We start from the raw sequence: 21,891 nt of genomic DNA on the forward strand, positions 1-21,891 counted from the left end.
CGCACCACCCCGCCCGGTCGTCTCAGCGCGAGGCGACCTGTACGCCCCGCCCGCCCTTGATCCAGGCGGCGACCTGATCGCCCGCCTGCTGACGCACGAAGCAGCGCCCGCCTTTCATGCGATACCCGCGGCACATCCGGTCCGCATCGGCGCGCGCGAAGCCGCCGACCGAGAGGCGATAATAGTTCGCGCCCTTGACCGATGCCGACATGCCCGCCGGGGTGAGCGCTGCGAACCCCGCGTAGCGCCGCGACGCGCGCGCCCAGCCGTCGCGCGCTACCGCGGCATTCTCGTAGGCACCCAATTGCACGTACCAATGTCCCGGAGCGGGCGCTTTGAGTGGTGCAGTACGCTGCTGATGCACGGTGACGGCGTGTTCGCCGCTACGCACCTTGTAGCTGCCCTGCTGCTCGATGAGATTGGCCATCCGCACCGGTTCGGGCTTCGGCTCGGGGGTGACAGGCGCAGCGGCGTGCGCGACGGCGACCTCGCCGATGGCGGGTTGCGGCATCGCCTCGGCCACCTGTGCGGCGTCGGGGCGCCCCGGTATGTACTGGTCGACCGGGTCGGCGGCCGCCGCGCGCGTCGGCGTGACGGCGGCGTTGAGCGCGATCGCCACCGGCTGGCCCGTGTCCTGCACCGGCGTGATGCCCAGCAGGCTCGCGACCTGCGCCGCCGACGAGCTCGGGTGCGCGAACGCCGCCCATTCGACCATTCGTGCATCGGCCTCGGTCGGGCTCATGTCGACCCCGATCAGCGTCCGCGCTTCCTGCCAGCGTCCGCCAAGCGCCAGTGCGAGCGCGAGATTCTGCCGCGTCTTGGTGTCCGCCCCCGGCGCACGCGTCGCCGCGGTCAGCACCTCGATCGCGGTGTTCGGATCACCCGCCAACGCGATCGCGAGCCCACGATCCGTCGGTGCGATCACGCTCGCATGTCCGTCGAGCATCTGCCGCGCCGCATCCCATTGCCCGAGCGCCGTCTGCGCGAGCGCGAGGTTCAACGCCGCCTTGCCGTTCTCCGGTTGCAGCGACAACACGTCGCCGTAGGTCGCGCGCGCCGACTCGAACCGGCCGGCACGCAGATACGCATTGCCCAGGATCATGCGGTAGCCGGCATCGCCCGGGCTGTTGACCACCGCCGCCTCGGCGTAGCGTACGGCCTTGTCCCATTTCTGCTTGCCCAGCAGCGCCGATGCCTTTCGCGCATAGCTCGCCGCCTTCTTCGGATCGGTACGCTGGGTCGCGACCGCGGGGTCGATCATCTGGACGACCGTCAGCCCGCCGCTTCCCAGCAGCAGCGCCGACAGGCCGATCCCGGCCCATTTCTTCGCCGAGCGTCCGTTCGCAGAAAGCATCACCATCATCGTCCCCACCGCTTCATCGATGCCGGGCGCTCGGCTCCGCGAGCGCGCCTTCATCGGTTGCCGGGCGGGCGGCGTGCCCACGGCGCGAACGCCCGCCTGTGTCGACAAGGGGGATGCCAGCGCAGGCTCAATATACCGTTAACGTCGTCGCGCGTTGTTAACCCACTTTCACCGCCGCGCGGGCTCGGGCATGATGCCGGTGAGGAAAAGGGGCGGCAGCGGTGATGAAGACGCGGTTGATGATGCTGGCGGCGACGATGATGGCGACGACGCCCGCGTTCGCCGACGTGAAATCGGGGGTCGAGGCGTGGAGCCGCGGTGATTATCCCGCCGCCGTCGCGCAGTGGCGCGCGCCCGCCGCCGCGGGTGACGCCGACGCGCAATTCAATCTGGGGCAGGCCTACAAGCTCGGCCGCGGCGTCCCCGCCGATCAGGCGCAGGCGACCGACTGGTTCCGCAAGGCGGCCGCGCAGAACCACCCGCAGGCGACGGACAATTACGCGTTGTCGCTGTTTCAGGAAGGCAAAAAGGCGGAGGCGCTGCCGTGGCTGGAGAAATCGGCCGCGCGCGATGAAAAGCGCACCGAGCTCGTCCTCGGCACGATGTTGTTCAACGGCGACGGCGTTTCGCGGGACTGGACCCGCGCCTACGCGCTCGTCACCCGCTCGTCGCAGCAGGGGCTGCCGCAGGGTTCGCAAACCCTCGCGCAGATGGACAAATACATTCCCGAAGAGCAGCGCCGGCAGGGGATCGCACTCGCGCAGCAGATCGAGTCGCGCGCGCGCTCGACCAGTGTTCCGCCCGCGACGGCCGTTGCCTTGGCCGAACCCGGCACGCGCCCGATGCCCGCGCGCACGGCACCCGCCGCCTCGCGCCCCGGTGCCCCCTACGCGCAACCCGGCCGCCCCGAGCAAGCTGAGCGGCCCGAACGGACCGAGCGCGCCGAACCGCGCGAACGTCGCGAGCGCCCCGAGCCCGCGGCTCGTCCCGCGCCGACCCCGCAGGCCCGGCCCGCTCCCGCTCGCGCCGCGGCCAAGCCCGCCCCCACGCCAGCCCCCACCCACGCTGCGCCCCCCAAGGCTAGCGGCGGCGCGTATCGCATCCAGCTCGGTGCCTTCGCCGAGGACGCCAATGCGCGCGCTTTATGGTCGCGTGTCGGTGCTCGTGTCGGCGGATCGCCCGCATTCGCGCGCACCGGCGGCATCACCCGCCTGCAGGTCAGCGGCTTCGCCAACAAGGCCGACGCCCAGCGCGCCTGCTCCCGCGCGGGCGGCGGCTGCGTCGTGCTTCCACGCTGACGCGCACCGGCTGACGCTACTTCGATCAGCGAGCGACGCGCTCCCCTTCCCGGGCCGATCGGATCCGGGAAGGGGAGCGCGTGGGCAATCGTGGCTAGATCCGAAGAACTGCTTACCATTCCCGTCAGGGAAAAAGTCGCGGATGCGGTCGAGCCCCCCCTGTCCTACATGCGGAATAACCGCGTACATCATAGGGCTCGCGCGGGCACCCGCGCCTGCGCGCGCACGCGTCGGGGTGTGACGTTCGTGACCTTCCGCCGTCTTGGCGCGGCCGGCGCTTGCGCCTAGAACCGGCCGCAAAGGAGCCGTTCGCATGACCGCCACCCTCGCCACCCGCACCGACTGGAGCGCACTCGGCGCCGAACAACTCGCCGACACGATCGCACTGCGCCGCGCGATCCATGCCGAGCCCGAAATCGGACTTCACTGCCCGCGCACGACGGAAAAGGCGAAGGCCGCGCTCGCCGGCCTCCCGCTCGAAATCCACGACAGCACCTCGACCACAGGCTTCATCGCCATTCTGCGCGGCGGTCGTGCCGGCAGCGCGGGCTCGAACGGACGCACGGTGCTGCTTCGCGGCGATATGGACGCGTTGCCGATGACCGAGGAAACAGGGCTTCCCTTCGCCTCGACCATCCCCGGCGCGATGCACGCCTGCGGCCATGACGCGCACACCGCGATGCTCGCCGGCGCGGCCAAGGCCTTGTGTGCGCGTCGCGACGAATTGTCGGGGACGATCGTGTTCATGTTCCAGCCGGGCGAAGAAGGCCATCACGGCGCGCGCTGGATGATCGAGGACGGATTGCTCGACGTCGCCCGGCCCGAGGCGGCGTTCGCGCTCCACATCTCGCCCAATGCCCCCGCCGGCGTGTTCGTCAGCCGCGAGGGTGCGTTGCTGGCCTCGACCGATACGGTGCTCGCGACGATCAGGGGTCGCGGCGGCCACGCCGCGATGCCGCATGAATGCGTCGATCCGATCCCGGTCGCCTGCGCGATCGTCACCGCGCTGCAGAATCACGTCGCGCGCCGCGTGCCGGTCGCGGACCCGGCGGTGCTGACGATCACGCAGATCCATGCCGGTTCGTCGCACAACATCATTCCCGGCGAAGTCAAGCTGATGGGCACGCTGCGCACGCTGTCGCCCGCGACCCGCGAGGCGATGCGCGCGGCCTTCGCGCGGATCTGCGAGAACGTCGCCGCCGCGCACGATTGCACCGCCGAGGTCGGACTGGAGGAGGGCTATCCCGTCACGATGAACGATCCGCGCGCCACCGGACTGATGCGCGCACTGGCGGCTGAGATCAGCGGCGATCACGGCTGGTCCGTCATGCCCGCGCCGATGATGGGCGGCGAGGATTTCTCCTACGTCCTGCGCGAGGTGCCGGGCGCGATGGCGTTCATCGGCGTCGCGCCGGAGGGAACCGATCCCCGCACCAATCCGCCGCTCCACAACACCCGCATGACGATCGACGAAGCGGTGATGGCAAAGGGTATCGCGATGCATTGCGCGCTTGCCGAACGTTTCCTGGAGAACGGCCTCGACTGACACCACCTCCGCGGTCGCACGCCTGCGCGCCGCCACCCGCGCGTCGCACGACGCGGTCGACGCCGCCTTCGGCGACTACGACTTGTCGGATCGGCGCGCGTATCGCGCGTTCCTGCGCGCGCACGCCCGCGCGCTGCCCGCAGCGGAGGCGGCGATCGGCGCGCTCACCTTTGCGCGAACCTTGCCGCCGCGTACCGCTTTGTTGATGTCCGACCTCGCCGATCTGGGCGAGCCGCCGCCGCCGCCGTTGCACTTTTCCGTCAGTCACGATGCCGCGCGCTGGGGCGCGCTCTACGTGATCGAGGGCTCGCGGCTGGGCGGGGTGATGCTGGCGCGATCGGTCGGCGTCGATCTGCCGTCACGCTACCTCGCCGCCGCGCATAGCCCCGGCCAATGGCGCGCGATACGCGAGGCGATCGACGCAGCAGGAGCGGGTCAGTCAACAGCCTGGCATGAAGTGATGCTCGCTGGCGCGACGGCGACGTTCGACCTCTATGCCGAGGCTGCACGTCGCGAGCTGCCCACCCTCGCCGATACTCGATGAACGCGTCAGCGACGCGCCTAGTCTTCCTCGATCGGGGCGGTCAGAACAGCGCGTAGCCCCGGCTGATTGTCCTGATACTCGACCTCGCCGCCGATCCGCTGCACCACCGCGCTCATCATCCGGCTGCCGAACCCGACATTGTCGCCCTGCTTGCCACGTCCCTGATCGGCGACGATCAAACGCAATTTGTTGCGATGCTGTTCGAGCACGATGTCGATCGGCCCGGGATGATCGGCGGAATAGGCGTATTTGGTCGCGTTGGTGATAAGCTCGGCCGCGATCAGGCCGACGTTCACTGCGCGGTCGGTCGGGATCAACACCGGCGCCAGTTCCGCCGAAAGACGCTCGCCCCAGTCACGACCAAGCGATGCGCGCATGTCGTCCAGCAGCTCGCTCAGATAACGCGAAAGGTCGATCGTTGCGATCTGATCGTCCCGGTACAGGCGACGGTGAACCAGCGCCACCGCCGATAGCCGCGACCGGGCCTCCTGCAACTGGTCCGCCACCTCGCCCGGCCCCGCGGCGCGCGCCTGTAGCATCAGGAACGACGCGACGAGTTGGAGGCTGTTCTGAACGCGGTGATCGACCTCGCGCATCAGCAGATCCTTCTGCGCCAGCGCGGCATCCTTGTCCACACTCGTGCGGTTGAGGTCGGCGTTCACCCGCCGCAATTCACCTAGCAGGCCAGCTTCGCGCAGCATCCGGCGCAGGCGATGCGCTGCTTCGACCTGTTCCAGCGTCCAGCGCCGCGCACGGCCGCGCACCGTCTGCGTCCAGCTCTCGAACGAGGAACGCGGCGTCAGCGTCGCGTTCGGGTCATGCTTGACCGCCTTGTGCGGATTGCCCGCCCATTCGACCTCCTCGACATGCTCAGCGCGCAGCCACAGCAGCGTCAGCCGTTCCTGCGGCAAGGTGATCGCCAGCACGCCGGTGAACGGCGACAGCAAGCGAGCGTCGGGCCACTCCACCCCGAGCTCGCGGGTGGAGAAAACCCCCGCGTCCTCGCGCTTGCCCAACCATTCACGCAACAGGCGCAGCTTGTCGTCGGTCGGACAGAACCCCGTCGTCTCGATCCGGTCGCCGATGATGGCAAAGCCATCCGCGCCCATCATGCGACGCATGTCCTCACGTCGCCGGGCGAGCACCCGCTCCAGCCGCTCGTCGTCGAACAACGAGGGTAGCAGCGTGTCTTCCTCGGTTCGCAGCGCCAGCCGCTCGCGGTAGCTTTCGGCTTCCTCCTTCGCGGTAATCTGCCGCGACAGCCCACCCGCGAGCGCCGCTGCCACCGTTCGCACATCGCGTGACAAGTGCCTGGGTGCATGATGGTGGCACGCGATCAGCCCCCACAGCATCCCGTCCTTCACGATCGAGATCGACGCGGAAGCGCCCACCCCCATGTTGCGCAGATATTGCAGATGGATCGGCGACACACTGCGGATCGCCACGTCGCTGAGGTCAACGTTGTTGAACGCGGTCGGCCGGATCGGCTGCGGATCGTAGATGATCGTCGGAATGACGCGGGTGCGATTGCGCACGTACAGCGCACGCGCCTGGCGTGGAATGTCGCTCGCCGGGAAATGGTGGTTCAGAAACGAATCAGCCGACGCGTCGCGATCTTCGGCCACAACGTACCCCGCTTCGTCGTCGAGGAAGCGGTACACCATCACGCGGTCGAAGCCGGTCAGTGCGCGAAACGCGATCGCTGCGCGCTCGCACAAGGCCTTGAGCGTGGCGGTCCGCTCGAACCCGTTGGCTGTCGCATCGAGCCAGCCGAGCGTCTCGGCCGCGCCGCGCGCGTCGGGATCCACCGGCTCCAGTTCGGCCAAGAGGTACGCACCGGAACGGTGAAAGGCGACGTCGTACCCGGCCACCACGCCGCCGATCACGGTCCCACCCGGACCGGCTACGGCGCGCGCCAGCACCTGCGCAACATCAATCCCCAGAAGCTCGGACAAGGAGCGGCCAAGCCAGTCGGGTGCCAGTTTTCCTTCGATGTCACCGGCGCCGGCAACGACGGTTAGGGTTTGCGGGTCGGCGATCAGCAGCAGCCCGTGCGGCTGGACCGCGCCGGGGATGTGGATCGGCTCGCGGTCGCAGGCGGTCAGGTCCAGGTCAGCCGCCGCACCCATCTCCCGCGCTGCCACTCCGTCGCCTGCCAACCGCCGCTCCTGTTCACGTTATCCCCCTGCTGTAGAACAGAACAATAGCGGCCCGCTAGGGGGCAGCGTTGCCCGCCGCCCCGGTTTGCGTCATTCGGCCGCCGCGGCGAAACGCGCCGCCATCGCGGCCAGCCGACCGTCGATGATCGCCTCCGCCTCGGCGACGATGCGGTCGACGAGGTCCTTCACCGTCGGCACGTCGTGGATCAGCCCCTGGACCATCCCCGCCGACCAGATGCCGTCGTCGGTGTCGCCGCGCTCCATCGCCGCGACGCCGCGCCGGCCCGCGACCAGATGCTGGACGTCGGCGAATTGTGCGCCGCCCGCGCGTTCGATCGCGACCACTTCTTCGCTCACCTTGTTCTTCATGACGCGCGCGGTGTTGTGGAGCGTGCGGAAGATCAGGTCGGTCTGGCGTTCGTCGTTGGCGACCATGCGTTCCTTGAATGTGTCGGGTATCTGCGCCTCCTGCGTCACGCAGAAGCGCGTCCCCATGTTGATGCCGTCAGCGCCGAGCGCGAGTGCGGCGACCAGCCCGCGCCCGTCGGCGAAGCCACCGCTGGCGAGCATCGGCACGCGTACCTTGTCGGCGGCGGCGGGGATCAGGATCAGCCCGGGAATATCGTCCTCACCCGGATGCCCGGCGCATTCGAACCCATCGATCGAGATCGCGTCCGCGCCCATCCGCTCGGCCGATAGCGCGTGCCGGACCGCGGTGCATTTGTGGATCACCTTGACGCCGTGCGCTTTGAAATCGTCGATATGCTCCTGCGGCTTGTAGCCTGCGGTCTCGACAATCTTCACCCCGCCCTCGATGATCGCGCGGCGATATTCGGCGTAGGGCGGCGGGTTGATCGTCGGCAGGATCGTCAGGTTCACGCCGAACGGCTTGTCGGTCAGGTCGCGCGTGCGGCGTATCTCCTCGGCAAGCGCCTCGGGCGTCGGTTGCGTCAGTGCGGTCACGAACCCGAGCGCGCCCGCATTCGCGACCGCGGCGACCAGATGCGCCTTGCCGACCCATTGCATGCCACCCTGCGCAATCGGATGTTCGACCCCGAACGCCTCGGTGAACCGCGTCTTGAGCATCTTCCCTCTCCCTTCAGATCAAATCTTCGCGTCGAGCTAATTTCGCCCGTGCCAGCCCCGTGCGTCGCGGCCTAACCCAATGCCTGCGCGCCCGAGCGCGGGCGGATCTGCGACTGCGCGCGATAGTCGACGTCGGACCAGTCGAGCGCCGACAATTCGGCGCGCCGCGGGCCCATGTACCCGAACAGGAACGCGCCCACCTTGCGCATCTGGATCTCCTCGGCGCCCTCGGTGATGCGGTAGCGGCGGTGGTGGCGGTAGATGTGCTCGAACGGTTTGTGTCGCGAATAGCCGATCCCGCCGTGGACCTGCATCGCGCGGTCGGCGGCGTCACACACCAGCCGGTTCGCCCAATAATTGCACATGCTGACCTTGTCCGACAGCCGGCGCTCGACCTCGGCGTGGGGCATGGCGTCCATGTCCGCGGCCGTCTTCCGGATCAGCAGCCGCAACATCTCGATCTGGGTCGCGAGTTCGACCAGCGGGAACTGGATTGCCTGATTGCGCGCCAGCTCCTCTCCGAACGGCTTGCGCGCGCGGGCGTAGCGGATCGACTCCTCGACGCAGTAGCTCGCTGCGCCCAAACTCGACGCCGCCTGCCTGATCCGATTCTCGTGCACGAAACTCTGCGCGAGCGGCAGGCCGTTCTCGGGTTCGCCGAACAACGTGGTGTCGGGCACCCACACCTGGTCGAAACGGACCCGCGGATGGTCGGTCGGCATGTTGAAGGTCCAGAGATATTCCTGGATGTCGACGCCCGCGCGGTCGACGGGGACGAGGAAGCAACTGATCCCGCGCGCCGCCCCGTCCTCCCCGCTCGTCCGCGCGAACAGGGCGCAGTGCGTCGCGGCATGCATCCCCGTCGTCCACATCTTCTCACCGGTCAGCACCCAGCCGGGCACCCCGTCGCGGGTTTCGCGCTGCGCCCGCGTCTCCATGTGCGTCGCGTCCGATCCGTGGTCCGGCTCGGTCAGCCCGAAGGTGATCCGGCGCGTGCCGTCGAACATGCCCGGGATGAACTCCGCCTTCTGCGCGGGCGTGCCGTAATCGTCGAACATGCGCGCGAACGGGTTGTTGGCGACGATCGAATGTTCGGTCTGCAGGTCGTTGTGGAGGCCGAGGCCCTTGGCGGCGAGATATTCGCGGATCACGCACATCCAGAGGTTCGAGCCGCCTTGCCCGCCGAATTTCGGGTCCATCGCGAAACGCAGGAACCCCGCCGCGTCCGCGCGCCGCCGCGCCTCGGCGAGCAGCGCCTCCCACTCGGGGCGCGGCAGACCGTCGCACTCGAAATCGGTCCGCGCATATTCGCGGCGATGATCGAAGAAGCGGACGTTGTCGTCGGCCTGCTCGAGTGGCCTGATCTCGGCTTCGATGAAGGCATCGAGCGTACCCAGATAGTCGCGCAGTGCGGCCGGCAGATCGAAGTCCATCGCCTTCTCCCGATTTAAGTCGAGTCTTTTAACTTGCGTAGCGCGTGTCCACAGGTTTTACATCCCCTTTACGGGAGCACGGATGACCGAGCGGCTGAGCAGGGACGACATCGCCGAGCGGCTCGGCCGGATCGCGCCCTGGCTCGCCCCCGGCGCGTACGCGATCGCCGATCTGTCGCGACTGACCGGCGGCGCCAGCATGGAAACCTGGTCGTTCGACGCAGTGACACCCGACGGGCGCGTACCGTTGATCCTGCGACGTCGCGCCGCCACCCCCGCCCCCGCATCCGCTGACCCGTCGGCCGCACCGCTCGCCCGCGAGGCCGAGGTGATCGCGTGCGCGGTCGCGGCGGGCGTGCCCGCGCCGCGCATCGCGCATGTCTGCGCGGACTGCGATGACGGCCATGGCGGGTTGGGCGACGCTTATGTGATGCACCGCGTAGCTGGCGAGACGCTGGGCAAGCGGATTGCGACCGATCCCGCGTTCGCAGCGGTCCGCCCGAACCTGGCGCGCCAATGCGGCGCGGCGCTCGCGCGTATCCACGCGGTCACGCCGCCCGCAACGCTCGATCACGTCGACGCCGCCGCGACGCTCGCACGCTACGAGGCGACGTGGCGCGCGTCGGGTGCGGTCCGCCCGACGATCGAGGCGGCGTTTCGCTGGCTCGAGCGGCGGCTGCCACGCGACGCGGTCGCGCCGCGACTGATCCACGGCGATTTTCGCAACGGCAATCTGATGGTCGATCCCGCCAACGGGCTGGTCGCGGTGCTCGACTGGGAACTCGCGCACGTCGGCGACCCGGCGGAAGATCTCGGCTGGCTGTGCACCGCGAGCTGGCGCTTCGGGCAACCACATCGCCGCGTCGGCGGCTTCGGCGACGTGGACGATCTGCTTGCGGGCTACACTGAGGCGGGCGGCGAACCGATCGATCCGGCGCGCGTCGAATTCTGGTCGATGCTCGGCAGCCTGAAATGGGGGGTGATGACGACGATGATGTACGCGACCTTCGCCGCCGACCCCGCCGCCGGGCCCGAGCGCGGCGTGATCGGCCGCCGTCTGTCCGAAGCCGAGGCCGACATCGTCGCGATCATCGAGGCGGCACGCCAGTGATCACGCACCCAACCGCCGCCGAGCTCGTCGCGGGGGTCGCCGCCTGGATGCCCGTCGACGGCAGCGCCCCGCCCTTCGCGATGCGCGTCGCGCGCAACGCGCTGGAGATCGCAGGCCGCGACCTGATGCTCGGCCCCGACGCCGACGCGCGCGCCGCCGCACGGATGCGCGCGCTGCTGCGACAGGAAGGGACGCGCGACGAACTCGACCGCGCGCTGGTGGCGGCGATCCGCGGCGGCACGATCGCGCCCGACGAGCCCGCCCTCATCGAGCATCTGCGGCAATGTGCGCTCGATACGCTCGCGATCGACCAGCCGCGTTACGCGCACCAACTTACGCCATAACTTTTGTTGTGCTGCTCACGGTGCGGCTATAGGCTTGCCTGAAACGATCGGGGAGGAATGAATGGGCAAGCCACCGCTCTCGGGCATACGCGTGGTCGAGTTCGCCGGTATCGGGCCGGGGCCATTTGCGGGGATGATGCTGGCGGACCATGGTGCGGAGGTGATCCGCATCGACCGTACGAGGCCGGGCGGCCTGTCGCTCGCGATCGATGCGAAGGACCCGCTGCTGCGCAGCCGCCGGTCGGTGTCGCTCGATCTGAAGAACCCCGACGCGATTGCGGCGGTGCGGCGGATCGTCCGCGACGCGGACGCGATCATCGAGGGATTCCGCCCTGGCGTGATGGAACGCCTCGGGCTCGGCCCCGACGTGCTGCTCGGCGACAATCCGCGGCTCGTCTACGGACGGATGACCGGTTGGGGGCAGACGGGACCGCGCGCGCACGAACCGGGGCACGACATCAACTATGTCGCGCTGTCGGGCGTGCTCCACGCGCTCGGCCGCGCTGGCGAGAAGCCGACGCCGCCGATCAACCTCGCGGGTGATTTCGGCGGCGGCGCAATGTTTCTCGCCTTCGGGATGCTCGCAGCTTTGCTCCACGCGCAGCGCACCGGCGAGGGTCAGGTGGTCGACGCGGCGATGACCGAGGGATCGTCGGTGCTCATGTCGATGATGTGGGGATTTCGCGCGATGGGACGCTGGCGCGACGAGCGCGGCACCAATCTGCTCGATACCGCCGCGCATTTCTACGACACATACGAGACGAGCGACGGCAAATACGTCTCGCTCGGCGCGATCGAGCCGCAATTCTATGCCGAGTTCCGCCGCGTCGCCGGCCTGGATGACGCCAAATGGGATCGCCAGATGGACCAAGGCGGCTGGCCCGCGCTCAAGGACGAGCTGACCGCGCTGTTCCGTACTCGCAGCCGCGACGAATGGGTGGCGCTGTTCGAGGGACACGACATCTGCTTTGCGCCCGTGCTCGGGTTCGACGAGGCGCGCGCCGATCCGCACAATGTCGCGCGCGGCGCGTTCGTCGAGGCGGGCGGCGTGTCCCAGCCGGCCCCCGCACCGCGCTATTCGGTGAGCGACACCGTCGTGCCGCAGATGGCGGGCGCGCGCGACGACGCGGGGCTGCTGCGCGAGCTGGGCTTCGGCGACGCGGAGATCGCCGCACTGGGTCACTGACTCGAGGGGATGCGCTGCCTGCCACGCGGCGGACAGCGCACCCGGGGGAGCGATCAGGCCGCGGCTAGTTCCGGCGCGGGCTTGCGCGCGAACACGCCGTAAGCCGCGATCACGAGGTAGCAGAGCGCGGGCAGGATCAGCGCGAACTGAAGGCTGCCGCTTGTGTCGGCGAGCTGCCCCGTCAGATACGGCACGATCGCGCCGCCGACGATCGCGGTCGCGATCACGCCGGACCCCTCGGCCGCGCGCTTGCCCAGCCCTTCGCTCGCGAGGCTGAAGATCGTCGGGAACATGATCGAATTGACCAGACCGATCGCGAGCAGCGACCAGCCCGCGATCGCGCCCTGCGCGTTGGCGGAGACGAGGATCAGCGTGATCGCGGCGACCGCGACCGCGGCCAGCACCTTGCCCGGCGACACCTTGGTCAGCACCCACGCGCCGATGAACCGGCCGACGAGCGCCCCGCCCCAATAGAACGGCACGTGATCGCCCGCCACCTTGTCGGCGACGCCCCAGACGCCCGGCTGCATCAGGTAATTGACGATCAGCGACCCGATCGACACCTCTGCGCCGACGTAGAGAAAGATGCACGCGACGCCCCAGGCGAAGCGCGGACGCTTTAGCAGGGTGAGCGCGTGGAAGATGCTGCCTGCATCCTCTTGCTCCTCGTTCAGCCGGTTACGCCGCGTCCACACGACTCCCGCGATCACCAGCAGCGCGACCGCGAGACCCAGATAGGTGTGGACGATCGTGCGCGAACTCTCCGCGCGGTAGGCGTCGAGCGCCGCGCCGCTGAGCGTCGACGCGCTCTGGTTGGCGAGGCCGCCCAGGATCAGCGCCGACCCTGCGAGCGGGAAGAGCGTGGTGCCGAGCGAGTTGAACCCCTGCGCAAAGGTCAGCCGGCTCGACGCGCTCTGCGGCTTGCCGAGCAACGAGATCAGCGGGTTGGCGACGACCTGCACGATGGTGATGCCCGCGCCGAGCACGAACAGCGCGAGGAGGAACAGCCCGAACGCGGCATTGGCGGACGCGGGGATAAACAGCAGACATCCCGCGGTCATCGTCACCAGCCCGATCGAGGCGGTGCGCATATAGCCGAAGCGGCGCACGATCCCGGCAGCGGGCAGCGAGAAGAGCGCGTAGGCGAAGAAGAAGGCGGTCTGCACCAGCATCGCGGAGGCGTGCGTGAGCGTGAACAGCTCCTTCAGCTTCGGGATGATGATGTCGTTAAGGCTGGTGATGCCGCCGAAGATGAAGAACAGCGCGAAAACGAAGATGCGCAGGTCGGGCGCATCGTAGCCGTGGCTCGCATCCCCGCTCGCCGCGGGTGCGGAATTCATTGCCTGCATGCGCTCCTATACTCCCCTTCGCGCGCCACGCCGTCGACGTGTCCGCCCCTTATTGCCGTAACAAAGCGATGCCCCGACCGCGACTTGCGCTATGGCATCGTTCATGACCCGTCTAACCGTCAACAACGAACCGGTCGAGTATCTGATGGTCGCGGACACCCCGTTGCTGTGGGCGCTGCGCGACGGGTCGAACCTGACCGGCGCAAAATACGGCTGCGGCACCGGAAGCTGCGGCGCGTGCACCGTCGACGTCGATGGCCGCGCGGTGCGCGCATGCCAGCTGCCGCTGTCGCGCTGCGAGGGGGCGTTCGTCACGACGATCGAGGGATTATCGCGCGAGCGCGATCACCCGGTCCAGCTCGCGCTGATCGCGGAGAACGTGACGCAATGCGGTTTCTGCATTCCGGGCATCGTGATCGCCGCCGCCGCACTGTTGAAACGCAATGTATTGCCGAGCGAAGAGGAGATCAAGGCGACGATCACCAACATCTGCCCGTGCGGCATCTATCCCCGGCTGATCGCCGCGATCCAGCGCGCGGGACGCGCGATGCGCGGCGACGAGACGATCCCGGCAGGCGCGCGCCCCGGTATCGACCCCGCGGACGCGGCGCGCGCGGTGCCCGCGCTCAGTCCTCGCTGATCCGGCTGGTGGCGCGCGTGTCGGGCATGCGCAGATAGGTGACCAGCGACACCGCGATCATCGCGGTCAGATACCAGTAGAAGCCCTGTTTCCAGCCAGCCTGCTTGAATTTCAAGGCAATCGCCTCCGCGGTGCCGCCGAATACGGCATTCGCGACCGCGTAGGGAAAGGCGACGCCGAGCGCGCGGATGTGCGCGGGGAACAGCTCCGCCTTCACCACCGCGTTGATCGAGGTGTAGCCGGTGACGATCACCAGCGCGAACAGCACGATCGCGAACGCGACCGCCGCGCTGCCGGTATGTTCGAGCGCCCAGAAGATCGGCCAGGTGAAGATCACGCCCGCGATGCCGAACGCCACCATCAACGGCTTGCGCCCGACCCGGTCCGACAGAGCGCCGGCGAGCGGTTGCAGGCACATGAAGACGAACAATGTCCCTGCGCTGATCCACGTCGCGGTCTGACGCGAGAAGCCGGCCGAGTTCGCGAGGAATTTCTGCATGTAGATCGAGTACGCATAGAAGGCGAGCGTACCACCCGCGGTCAGCAGCAGCACGGTCACGAACTCGCGCGGGTGCTGCCGCAACAGCGCGGTCAGGCTGGACGCGTGGGCAGCCGTATCCTGCGCGCCGCGCTCCTGCGATTTAGTGAAGCTCTCGGTCTCGGCGAGGCGGCGGCGCAACCAGAACACCGCCACCGCGAGCACGCCGCCGATCGCGAACGGGATGCGCCAGCCCCATGCCTCGAGCGCGGCCTCGCTCATCACGTGCTGGAGCAGCAGCAGCACGCATAGCGCGGTCAACTGCCCCGCGATCAGCGTGACATATTGGAAGCTGGAGAAAAACCCGCGTCGGTCCCTGCCCGCCATCTCGGACAGATAGGTCGCGCTCGCGCCATATTCCCCGCCGACCGACAGCCCCTGCATCAGCCGCGCCATCGTCAGGATCGCGGGGGCGAGCCAGCCGATCGTGGCGTAGGTCGGGGTAAGCGCGATCATCAGTGAGCCCGCGCACATCAGCGTCACCGACAGCGTCAATCCGGCCTTGCGCCCGCGACGGTCGGCGTACATGCCCATGATCCAGCCGCCGACCGGACGCATGACGAAGCCGACCGCGAAGATGATCGCGCTGTTGAGCAGCTGCGTGGTCTGGTCGGACGCGGGAAAGAATTGCGCCGCGAAATAGAGCGTGAACGACGAATAGGCGTACCAGTCGTACCATTCGACGAGGTTGCCCGCCGACCCGCCGAGGATCGATCGCAGCCGACGCGCCCGATCGTCGCTCACGCGGCGCGTGCCTGATCGCGTGGGCGACGCGCACCGCCTCGGCTGGTCAGGCTACGCCGTTCCGTGGTGATCGCCGTCCGCATGGCCCCTCCCGCTTCAACGGGGTAGCCATGCCATCGTGACGAACGCGATACCAGCACCCGCCGCGCGCGGCGGGTGCGTCAGGCGTCGTCGCGCCGATCAGTCGAGGCGGCGCGCCAGTTCCTTGTTGAGCCCGAGCGCCACCAGCGTGCCGACCGCGCCCGAAAGAAGATAAGTGCCCGCGGCGACGAGCCCGAACTCCTCCGCCAGCACCAGCGCGGCGAGCGGCGCGAAGCCGGCGCCGAACAGCCAGGCGAGATCGGACGTGAGCGCCGCGCCCGTGTAGCGTGCGCGCTTGGGGAAATTGCTGGTGACCGCGCCCGACGACTGACCGAACGACAGGCCGAGCAGCACGAAACCGCTGACCATGAACATCGCCTCGCCGACGTATCCGGCGTCTAGCAGCTGCGGGGCGAACCCGCTGAACACCGCGATCGCAGCCGCAGTGTAACCGAGCAGCGAGCGGCGGCCGATTCGATCGGCGAGCAGTCCCGAGGCGACGATCGCGCCGACGCAGACCGTCGCGCCGAACATCTCGATGAGCAGGAAGCGCGTGATGTTCTCGCTGGTGTTGAGCGCGACCCACGACAGCGGGAACACCGTCACCATGTGGAACAGCGCGAAGCTGGCGAGCGGAGCGAACGCACCGATGATGATGTTGCGCCACTGCGCCTTCAACGTCGCGGTGACCCGCGAAGGTGTCAGCTCGCGCGACTTGAACATGTCGGTATATTCGGGCGTCACGACGATGCGCAGCCGCGCAAACAGTGCCACCACGTTCAACGCGAAGGCGACGAAGAACGGGTAGCGCCAGCCCCACGACAGGAAATCGGCGGGAGACAGCGTGCCGAGCGCGAAGGCGAACAATCCGGCAGCGACGATCAGGCCGAGCGGCGCGCCGATCTGCGGTACCATCGCCCACCAGCCGCGCTTCTTGTCGGGTGCGTTCAGTGCGAGGAGCGAAGCGAGCCCGTCCCATGCGCCGCCCAATGCGATGCCCTGCCCGATGCGGAACAGCGCGAGGAGCAGCGGCGAGAAGATGCCGACCGAGGCATACCCCGGCAGGAACGCCATCGCGACCGTCGATGTGCCGAGCAGGAACAGCGCGATCGTCAACTTGGTACCGCGGCCGAGCTCGCGGTCGATCCGCATGAATATCTGCGTGCCGATCGGACGTGCGATGAACGCGAGCGAGAAAAGCCCGAACGACCACAAGGTGCCCGACACGCGGTCGAGCTGCGGGAACACGATCTGCGGGAACACAAGGACCGAGGCGATCGCATAGACGAAAAAGTCGAAGAATTCGCTCGTGCGCCCGATGATGACGCCGATAGCGATCTCGCCCGGATTGGCGCCGTGCTCGTCACGCGTGTTGACGGCGCGGGCATCGCGCTCGAGCGGCGCGGACGAAGCGATCGACTGGGCCATAAGTTATGAAACTCCGAAGCTAGCTGGACGCTTTAGGTTCCATGCGCGCGGGGTGGGATAGGACAAATTGTCCTATTTCGCAGCCGCACAACGGAGCCTAGCTCGATCGTGATGAAGAACCGGCCCTCCTTGCACCGGCGCTCCGCCTGGCTCGCTCCCCTGCTCGCGATCGGCGCGGCGGGAACGTTGTCGGGCTGCGACATGGTGGTCATGAACCCCGCGGGCGACGTCGCGCGCCAGCAGGCCCATCTGATCCTGTGGTCGACCGCGCTGATGTTGCTGATCATCGTGCCCGTCATGGTGCTGACGGTGCTGTTCGCGTGGAAGTATCGCGCCACCAACAAGGACGCCGAATACGCGCCCAACTGGGACCATTCGACCGGGCTCGAACTCGTGATCTGGGCCGCGCCGCTGATGATCATCATTGCGCTGGGCGCGCTGACCTGGGTGTCGACCCACCTGCTCGATCCGTATCGCCCGCTCGGGCGGCTTGCGCCCGACAAGCCGCTTGCCGCCAACGACCGCCCGCTCGAGGTGCAGGTGGTGGCGCTCGATTGGAAGTGGCTGTTCATCTACCCCGAGCAGGGGATCGCGACCGTCAACGAGTTGGTCCTGCCGATGAACCGTCAGGTCCGTTTCCGGATGACCTCATCGTCGGTGATGAACACCTTCTGGGTGCCCGCGATGGCCGGCATGATTTACACGATGCCGGGGATGGAGACGAAGCTTCACGCGGTGCTTGATAAGCCGGGACGCTTCGAAGGGCGCTCGGGCAATTACAGCGGCGCAGGTTTTTCAGGCATGACGTTCTGGACTTACTCGGTCGACGATCAGGGCTTCGCGCGCTGGGCGTCGCAGACCCGCGCGGCGCAGGCGCGGCTGACCGATGCGACCTATCTGAAGCTTGAGCAGCCGAGCGAGAACGTGCAGCCGATCCGCTTCGGCGGCGTCAACGGCGACCTATTCCGCCGCATCACGCAGATGTGCGTGAAGCCGGGCACGCCGTGCATGAGCGACGTCATGTCGCACGACATGGCCGAGCCCGGCAGCCACGCCCCCGTCAACGACCGCCCGCCGGTCGACGCACCCAAGGGTGCGCTGCGCAAGGACGCAGACGAGAAGGGCGCGGCCCCTCACCTCACCGCGCCGCGCGGTCCCGCCGAGGGGTCTGGCGAACGCGGTGCGCCGAGCAACCGTAACATGACCCGCCTGGAACCCGCGCACCGCCCCGGCGTCGCGGCATCGGCACAGGGCTAAGCGATATGTCCGACACCTTGCTCAAGACCATCTTCGGCCGGCTGACGCTGGAGAGCTTCCCGATACACGAGCCGATCATTCTCGGCACGTTCATCGCGGTGATGCTAGGCGGCATCACGCTCGTCGGCGCGATCACCTATTTCAAATTGTGGAAGTGGCTGTGGACCGAGTGGTTCACGAGCGTCGACCACAAGAAGGTCGGGATCATGTACATGATCCTCGGCACCGTTATGCTTTTGCGCGGATTCTCCGACGCGATCATGATGCGCGCGCAGCAGGCGATGGCGTTCGGCGCGAACGAGGGATATCTGAACGCGCACCACTATGATCAGGTGTTCACCGCCCACGGCGTCATCATGATCTTCTTCGTGGCGATGCCGTTCGTCACCGGCATCATGAACTACGTGGTGCCGTTGCAGATCGGCGCGCGCGACGTGAGCTTCCCGTTCCTCAATAATTTCAGCTTCTGGATGACCGCGGCGGGTGCGGTCATCGTCATGGCGAGCCTGTTCGTCGGCGAGTTCGCGCGCACCGGCTGGCTCGCGATGGCGCCATTGTCGGGGCTCGATTACTCGCCCGACGTGGGGGTCGACTATTATGTCTGGGCGCTGCAGATCGCGGGCGTCGGGACATTGCTATCGGGCGTCAACCTGATCGCGACGATCGTCAAGATGCGCGCGCCGGGCATGACGATGTTCAAGATGCCGATCTTCACCTGGTCGGCGCTCGTCACCAACGTGCTGATCGTCGCCGCCTTCCCGGTGCTGACCGCGGTGCTCGCGATGCTCAGTCTCGACCGCTACGTCGGCACGCACTTCTTCACGAACACCGGCGGGGGCAACCCGATGATGTACGTGAACATGATCTGGATCTGGGGTCACCCGGAGGTGTACATCCTGATTCTGCCGCTGTTCGGCGTGTTCAGCGAGGTGACCTCGACCTTCTCGGGCAAGCGGTTGTTCGGCTATACGTCGATGGTCTACGCGCTGCTCGTCATCTGCATCCTCGCCTATCTCGTATGGCTGCACCACTTCTTCACGATGGGGTCGGGCGCGAGCGTCAACAGCTTCTTCGGCATCACGACGATGATCATCTCGATCCCGACGGGAGCGAAGATCTTCAACTGGCTGTTTACGATGTACAAGGGGCGCATCCGGTTTGAACTGCCGATGATGTGGACCGTCGCGTTCATGCTGACCTTCGTCATCGGCGGGATGACGGGCGTGCTGCTGGCGGTGCCGCCCGCGGACTTTCAGCTCCATAACTCGCTGTTCCTGGTCGCGCACTTCCACAACGTGATCATCGGCGGCGTGATGTTCGGCGCCTTTGCCGCGATCAATTACTGGTTCCCCAAGGCGTTCGGCTTCAAGCTCGATCCGTGGTGGGGTAAGGTCAGCTTCTGGTCGTGGGTCGTCGGCTTCTGGGTTGCGTTTACCCCGCTCTACGTGCTCGGCCTGATGGGCGTGACGCGCCGCCTGCGCCACTTCGACGATCCGAGCCTGCAGATCTGGTTCATCATCGCCGCCGTCGGCGTCGTGATGATCGCGGTCGGCATCGCTGCCTTCCTGATACAGATCTTCGTCAGCTTCCGCGACCGCGAGCGGTTGCGCGACTGGACCGGCGATCCCTGGGACGGCCGCTCGCTCGAGTGGGCGACCTCGTCGCCGCCGCCGGCGTACAATTTCGCCTTCACCCCCGTCATCCACGACCTGGACGCTTATTACGACATGAAGACACGCAACGCGGGTCGCCCGCTGACGGGTTTCCGCGACATCCATATGCCCAAGAACACGGGCACGGGGGTGATCCTCGCCGGGCTGTCGGTCGCGTTCGGCCTGTCGATGATCTGGTACATGTGGTGGCTGTCGGCGCTGAGCTTCGCGGGTATCCTGGCGGTGTCGATCTTCCACACCTTCAACTACGACCGCGATTTCCACATCCACGCGGATGAGGTGGCGCGGACCGAGGAGGAGCGCACGCGCATCCTCGCCAATGCAGCCGCGGGGGCCTGAGGCATGACCAGCGCGACGAACGTGCCCCCCGGCGCGCAGGACGCGGTGTCCTTCTACGACACCGACCCGCACGAGCATCCGCCGGGCCAGAGCACCATGCTCGGTTTCTGGCTGTACCTGATGAGCGATTGCCTCATCTTCGCGATGCTGTTCGCGGCGTGGGGCGTCTACGGCGGCAGCTATGCCGGCGGCCCGCGCCCGTCCGAGCTGTTCGAGCTGCCGCTGGTCGCGGTCAACACCGCGATGCTGCTATTCTCCTCGATCACCTACGGCTTCGCGATGCTGGCGGCGGACGAGAAGAAACAGGGCGCGACGCTCGGCTGGCTCGCCATCACGGGCGTCTTCGGCCTCTGTTTTCTTGGCATTGAGCTGTACGAATTCTCGAACCTGATCGCCGAGGGTGCTGGGCCATGGCGGTCGGCGTTCCTGTCGTCGTTCTTCACCCTGGTGGGCACGCACGGCCTGCACGTCACCTTCGGCATCATCTGGCTGGTGACGCTGATGGTGCAGGTATCGCGCAAGGGATTGATCGACGCGAACATGCGGCGGCTCCAGTGCCTATCACTGTTCTGGCACTTCCTTGACGTCATCTGGATCGGCGTCTTCACCTTTGTCTATCTTCTGGGAGTGCTGCGATGAGCGCGCCGACCAACCAGCACCAGGCGGTTGACATGGAGAGCCACGCGCACGACCGCGGCACCAGCGACCATGTCGACGGTGGTGCGGCGCACGGCTCGCGCGGCAGCTACGTCACCGGGTTCGTGCTGTCGGTGATCCTGACCGCGATACCGTTCGGGCTCGTCATGTCGGGGGTGATCAGCGACAAGTCGGTGGTGGCGGGCATCTGCATGGTGCTCGCGATCGTGCAGATCGTCGTTCACATGATCTACTTCCTTCACATGAACCGCAAGTCGGAGAGCGGTTGGACGCTGATGTCGCTGATCTTCACGATCATCATCGTCGTGATCGCGCTGACGGGGTCGCTGTGGGTCATGTTCCACATGAACCAGAACATGATGCCGCCGATGAACCCGACCTCGGCGGCGGAGATGTCGGACCAGATGTGAGCCTCGCGCGCGTCCGCGTCCTGCCGCTTGCGCTCGGCGCCGCTGCGATCGCGGTGCTGATCGCGCTGGGTGTATGGCAGGTTCAGCGGCGCGCGTGGAAGCTTGACCTGATCGCGCGTGTCGAGCACCGGCTGAACGCCGCGCCGGTCGCGGCCCCTGCCCCGCCACGGTGGCGGCAGATCGGGAAAGACGACGCCTACACGCGGGTGGTTGCGACCGGTCGTTTCCGCATCGGCGCGGATACATATACGCAGGCGACCACCGAACTGGGGGCGGGTTACTGGGTGATCACGCCGCTCGATACCGGCGGGTGGACCGTGCTGGTCAACCGCGGCTTCGTGCCGGCGCGCGAACGCGGACGCCATCCGGCGCCGGCGGGCGAGCAACGCGTCACGGGCCTGTTGCGCGTCACTGAGCCGGGCGGCGGTTTCCTGCGGCACAACGATCCCGCCGCCGACCGCTGGTACTCGCGCGACGTCGTCGCGATCGCCGCTAAGCGCGGGCTCGTGCGCGTCGCCCCCTATTTCATCGATGCCGACGCCCGCGCGGGCGAGCCCGTGCGGTCCGACTGGCCGCGCGGCGGGCTGACCGTGGTGCGTTTCCCCAACAACCACCTCGTCTACGCGCTGACGTGGTTCGGGCTCGCCGCGCTCGTCGCGGTGCTGCTCGCGCGCGCGCTGCGTACCGACCGGCGCGACGATTAGG

Annotated in this window: 19 protein-coding genes; 12 read left to right on the top strand and 7 right to left on the bottom strand. The window is 67.6% G+C overall.

Annotated elements, in window-relative coordinates; all coding sequences use genetic code 11:
- Nucleotides 1-22: 22 nt before the first annotated feature.
- Nucleotides 23-1,354: an SPOR domain-containing protein gene (locus KZ810_RS10060; protein WP_219768935.1), complete on the bottom strand. Its 1,332-nt coding sequence runs from the start codon at nt 1,352-1,354 to the stop codon at nt 23-25.
- Between the two features lie 233 nt (nt 1,355-1,587).
- On the opposite strand from KZ810_RS10060, the gene KZ810_RS10065 reads away from it, so the two are divergent.
- From KZ810_RS10065 to KZ810_RS10075, 3 genes are all read left to right on the top strand, one after another.
- Nucleotides 1,588-2,661 carry an SPOR domain-containing protein gene (locus KZ810_RS10065; RefSeq protein ID WP_219768936.1) on the top strand — a complete coding sequence of 358 codons (1,074 nt, stop codon included), beginning with the start codon at nt 1,588-1,590 and terminating at the stop codon, nt 2,659-2,661.
- Between the two features lie 313 nt (nt 2,662-2,974).
- Nucleotides 2,975-4,207 carry a M20 metallopeptidase family protein gene (locus KZ810_RS10070; protein ID WP_219768937.1) on the top strand — a complete coding sequence of 411 codons (1,233 nt, stop codon included), beginning with the start codon at nt 2,975-2,977 and terminating at the stop codon, nt 4,205-4,207.
- A complete protein-coding gene (locus KZ810_RS10075; RefSeq protein ID WP_219768938.1) occupies nt 4,173-4,751 on the top strand; it encodes a biliverdin-producing heme oxygenase in 579 nt (192 codons plus the stop codon). Before KZ810_RS10070 ends, KZ810_RS10075 begins: the two co-directional genes overlap by 35 nt.
- 17 nt (nt 4,752-4,768) lie before the next feature.
- Here KZ810_RS10075 and KZ810_RS10080 read toward each other — a convergent pair whose 3' ends face one another.
- From KZ810_RS10080 to KZ810_RS10090, 3 genes are all read right to left on the bottom strand, one after another.
- On the bottom strand, nt 4,769-6,895 hold the full coding sequence (locus KZ810_RS10080; RefSeq protein ID WP_308461531.1) for a histidine kinase dimerization/phosphoacceptor domain -containing protein: 2,127 nt from the start codon (nt 6,893-6,895) through the stop codon (nt 4,769-4,771).
- A 105-nt stretch (nt 6,896-7,000) separates the two neighbouring features.
- Nucleotides 7,001-7,996, bottom strand: a complete 996-nt coding sequence (locus KZ810_RS10085) for an NAD(P)H-dependent flavin oxidoreductase (RefSeq protein WP_219768939.1) — start codon at nt 7,994-7,996, stop codon at nt 7,001-7,003.
- A 71-nt stretch (nt 7,997-8,067) separates the two neighbouring features.
- Entirely contained in the window at nt 8,068-9,429 is a 1,362-nt protein-coding gene (locus KZ810_RS10090; protein ID WP_219768940.1) for an acyl-CoA dehydrogenase family protein, read from the bottom strand.
- Between the two features lie 82 nt (nt 9,430-9,511).
- On the opposite strand from KZ810_RS10090, the gene KZ810_RS10095 reads away from it, so the two are divergent.
- The 3 genes from KZ810_RS10095 to KZ810_RS10105 all read left to right on the top strand — a co-directional run bounded on the left by KZ810_RS10095 (nt 9,512) and on the right by KZ810_RS10105 (nt 12,070).
- On the top strand, nt 9,512-10,540 hold the full coding sequence (locus KZ810_RS10095) for a phosphotransferase family protein (protein ID WP_219768941.1): 1,029 nt from the start codon (nt 9,512-9,514) through the stop codon (nt 10,538-10,540).
- On the top strand, nt 10,537-10,884 hold the full coding sequence (locus tag KZ810_RS10100) for a DUF6285 domain-containing protein (RefSeq protein ID WP_219768942.1): 348 nt from the start codon (nt 10,537-10,539) through the stop codon (nt 10,882-10,884). The genes KZ810_RS10095 and KZ810_RS10100 overlap by 4 nt, the downstream gene beginning before the upstream one ends.
- Before the next feature lie 61 nt (nt 10,885-10,945).
- On the top strand, nt 10,946-12,070 hold the full coding sequence (locus tag KZ810_RS10105) for a CaiB/BaiF CoA transferase family protein (RefSeq protein ID WP_219768943.1): 1,125 nt from the start codon (nt 10,946-10,948) through the stop codon (nt 12,068-12,070).
- A 53-nt stretch (nt 12,071-12,123) separates the two neighbouring features.
- On the opposite strand, the gene KZ810_RS10110 is transcribed toward KZ810_RS10105, so the two are convergent.
- The gene (locus KZ810_RS10110) at nt 12,124-13,419 is read right to left on the bottom strand and encodes a sugar MFS transporter (RefSeq protein ID WP_219768944.1); all 1,296 of its coding nucleotides are present in this window, start codon (nt 13,417-13,419) and stop codon (nt 12,124-12,126) included.
- A 103-nt stretch (nt 13,420-13,522) separates the two neighbouring features.
- Between KZ810_RS10110 and KZ810_RS10115 the strand changes: the two genes are divergently transcribed.
- Nucleotides 13,523-14,059 (top strand): (2Fe-2S)-binding protein, encoded by a 537-nt coding sequence (locus KZ810_RS10115; protein ID WP_219768945.1) that lies wholly within the window; start codon nt 13,523-13,525, stop codon nt 14,057-14,059.
- On the opposite strand, the gene KZ810_RS10120 is transcribed toward KZ810_RS10115, so the two are convergent.
- Both KZ810_RS10120 and KZ810_RS10125 read right to left on the bottom strand, forming a co-directional pair.
- The gene (locus KZ810_RS10120; RefSeq protein WP_219768946.1) at nt 14,046-15,341 is read right to left on the bottom strand and encodes an MFS transporter; all 1,296 of its coding nucleotides are present in this window, start codon (nt 15,339-15,341) and stop codon (nt 14,046-14,048) included. The genes KZ810_RS10115 and KZ810_RS10120 overlap by 14 nt on opposite strands.
- 180 nt (nt 15,342-15,521) lie before the next feature.
- Nucleotides 15,522-16,850 (bottom strand): MFS transporter, encoded by a 1,329-nt coding sequence (locus tag KZ810_RS10125; RefSeq protein WP_219768947.1) that lies wholly within the window; start codon nt 16,848-16,850, stop codon nt 15,522-15,524.
- 111 nt (nt 16,851-16,961) lie between these two features.
- On the opposite strand from KZ810_RS10125, the gene cyoA reads away from it, so the two are divergent.
- Genes cyoA through KZ810_RS10150 form a run of 5 tightly spaced genes read left to right on the top strand, consistent with a single transcriptional unit; the run spans nt 16,962 to nt 21,890 of the window.
- Nucleotides 16,962-18,107 carry a ubiquinol oxidase subunit II gene (gene cyoA / locus KZ810_RS10130; RefSeq protein WP_219768948.1) on the top strand — a complete coding sequence of 382 codons (1,146 nt, stop codon included), beginning with the start codon at nt 16,962-16,964 and terminating at the stop codon, nt 18,105-18,107.
- Nucleotides 18,108-18,112: 5 nt separating this feature from the next.
- Entirely contained in the window at nt 18,113-20,119 is a 2,007-nt protein-coding gene (gene cyoB, locus KZ810_RS10135) for a cytochrome o ubiquinol oxidase subunit I (RefSeq protein ID WP_219768949.1), read from the top strand.
- Between the two features lie 3 nt (nt 20,120-20,122).
- Nucleotides 20,123-20,758, top strand: a complete 636-nt coding sequence (cyoC, locus tag KZ810_RS10140) for a cytochrome o ubiquinol oxidase subunit III (RefSeq protein ID WP_219768950.1) — start codon at nt 20,123-20,125, stop codon at nt 20,756-20,758.
- Nucleotides 20,755-21,186, top strand: a complete 432-nt coding sequence (gene cyoD / locus KZ810_RS10145; RefSeq protein WP_373369149.1) for a cytochrome o ubiquinol oxidase subunit IV — start codon at nt 20,755-20,757, stop codon at nt 21,184-21,186. The genes cyoC and cyoD overlap by 4 nt, the downstream gene beginning before the upstream one ends.
- Complete coding sequence (locus KZ810_RS10150; RefSeq protein WP_219768951.1) at nt 21,183-21,890, top strand: SURF1 family protein; 708 nt, start codon at nt 21,183-21,185, stop codon at nt 21,888-21,890. Before cyoD ends, KZ810_RS10150 begins: the two co-directional genes overlap by 4 nt.
- Nucleotide 21,891 lies beyond the last annotated feature (1 nt).

Origin of the sequence: Sphingomonas citricola (assembly GCF_019429535.1) — a bacterium.
Lineage (GTDB): Bacteria > Pseudomonadota > Alphaproteobacteria > Sphingomonadales > Sphingomonadaceae > Sphingomonas > Sphingomonas citricola.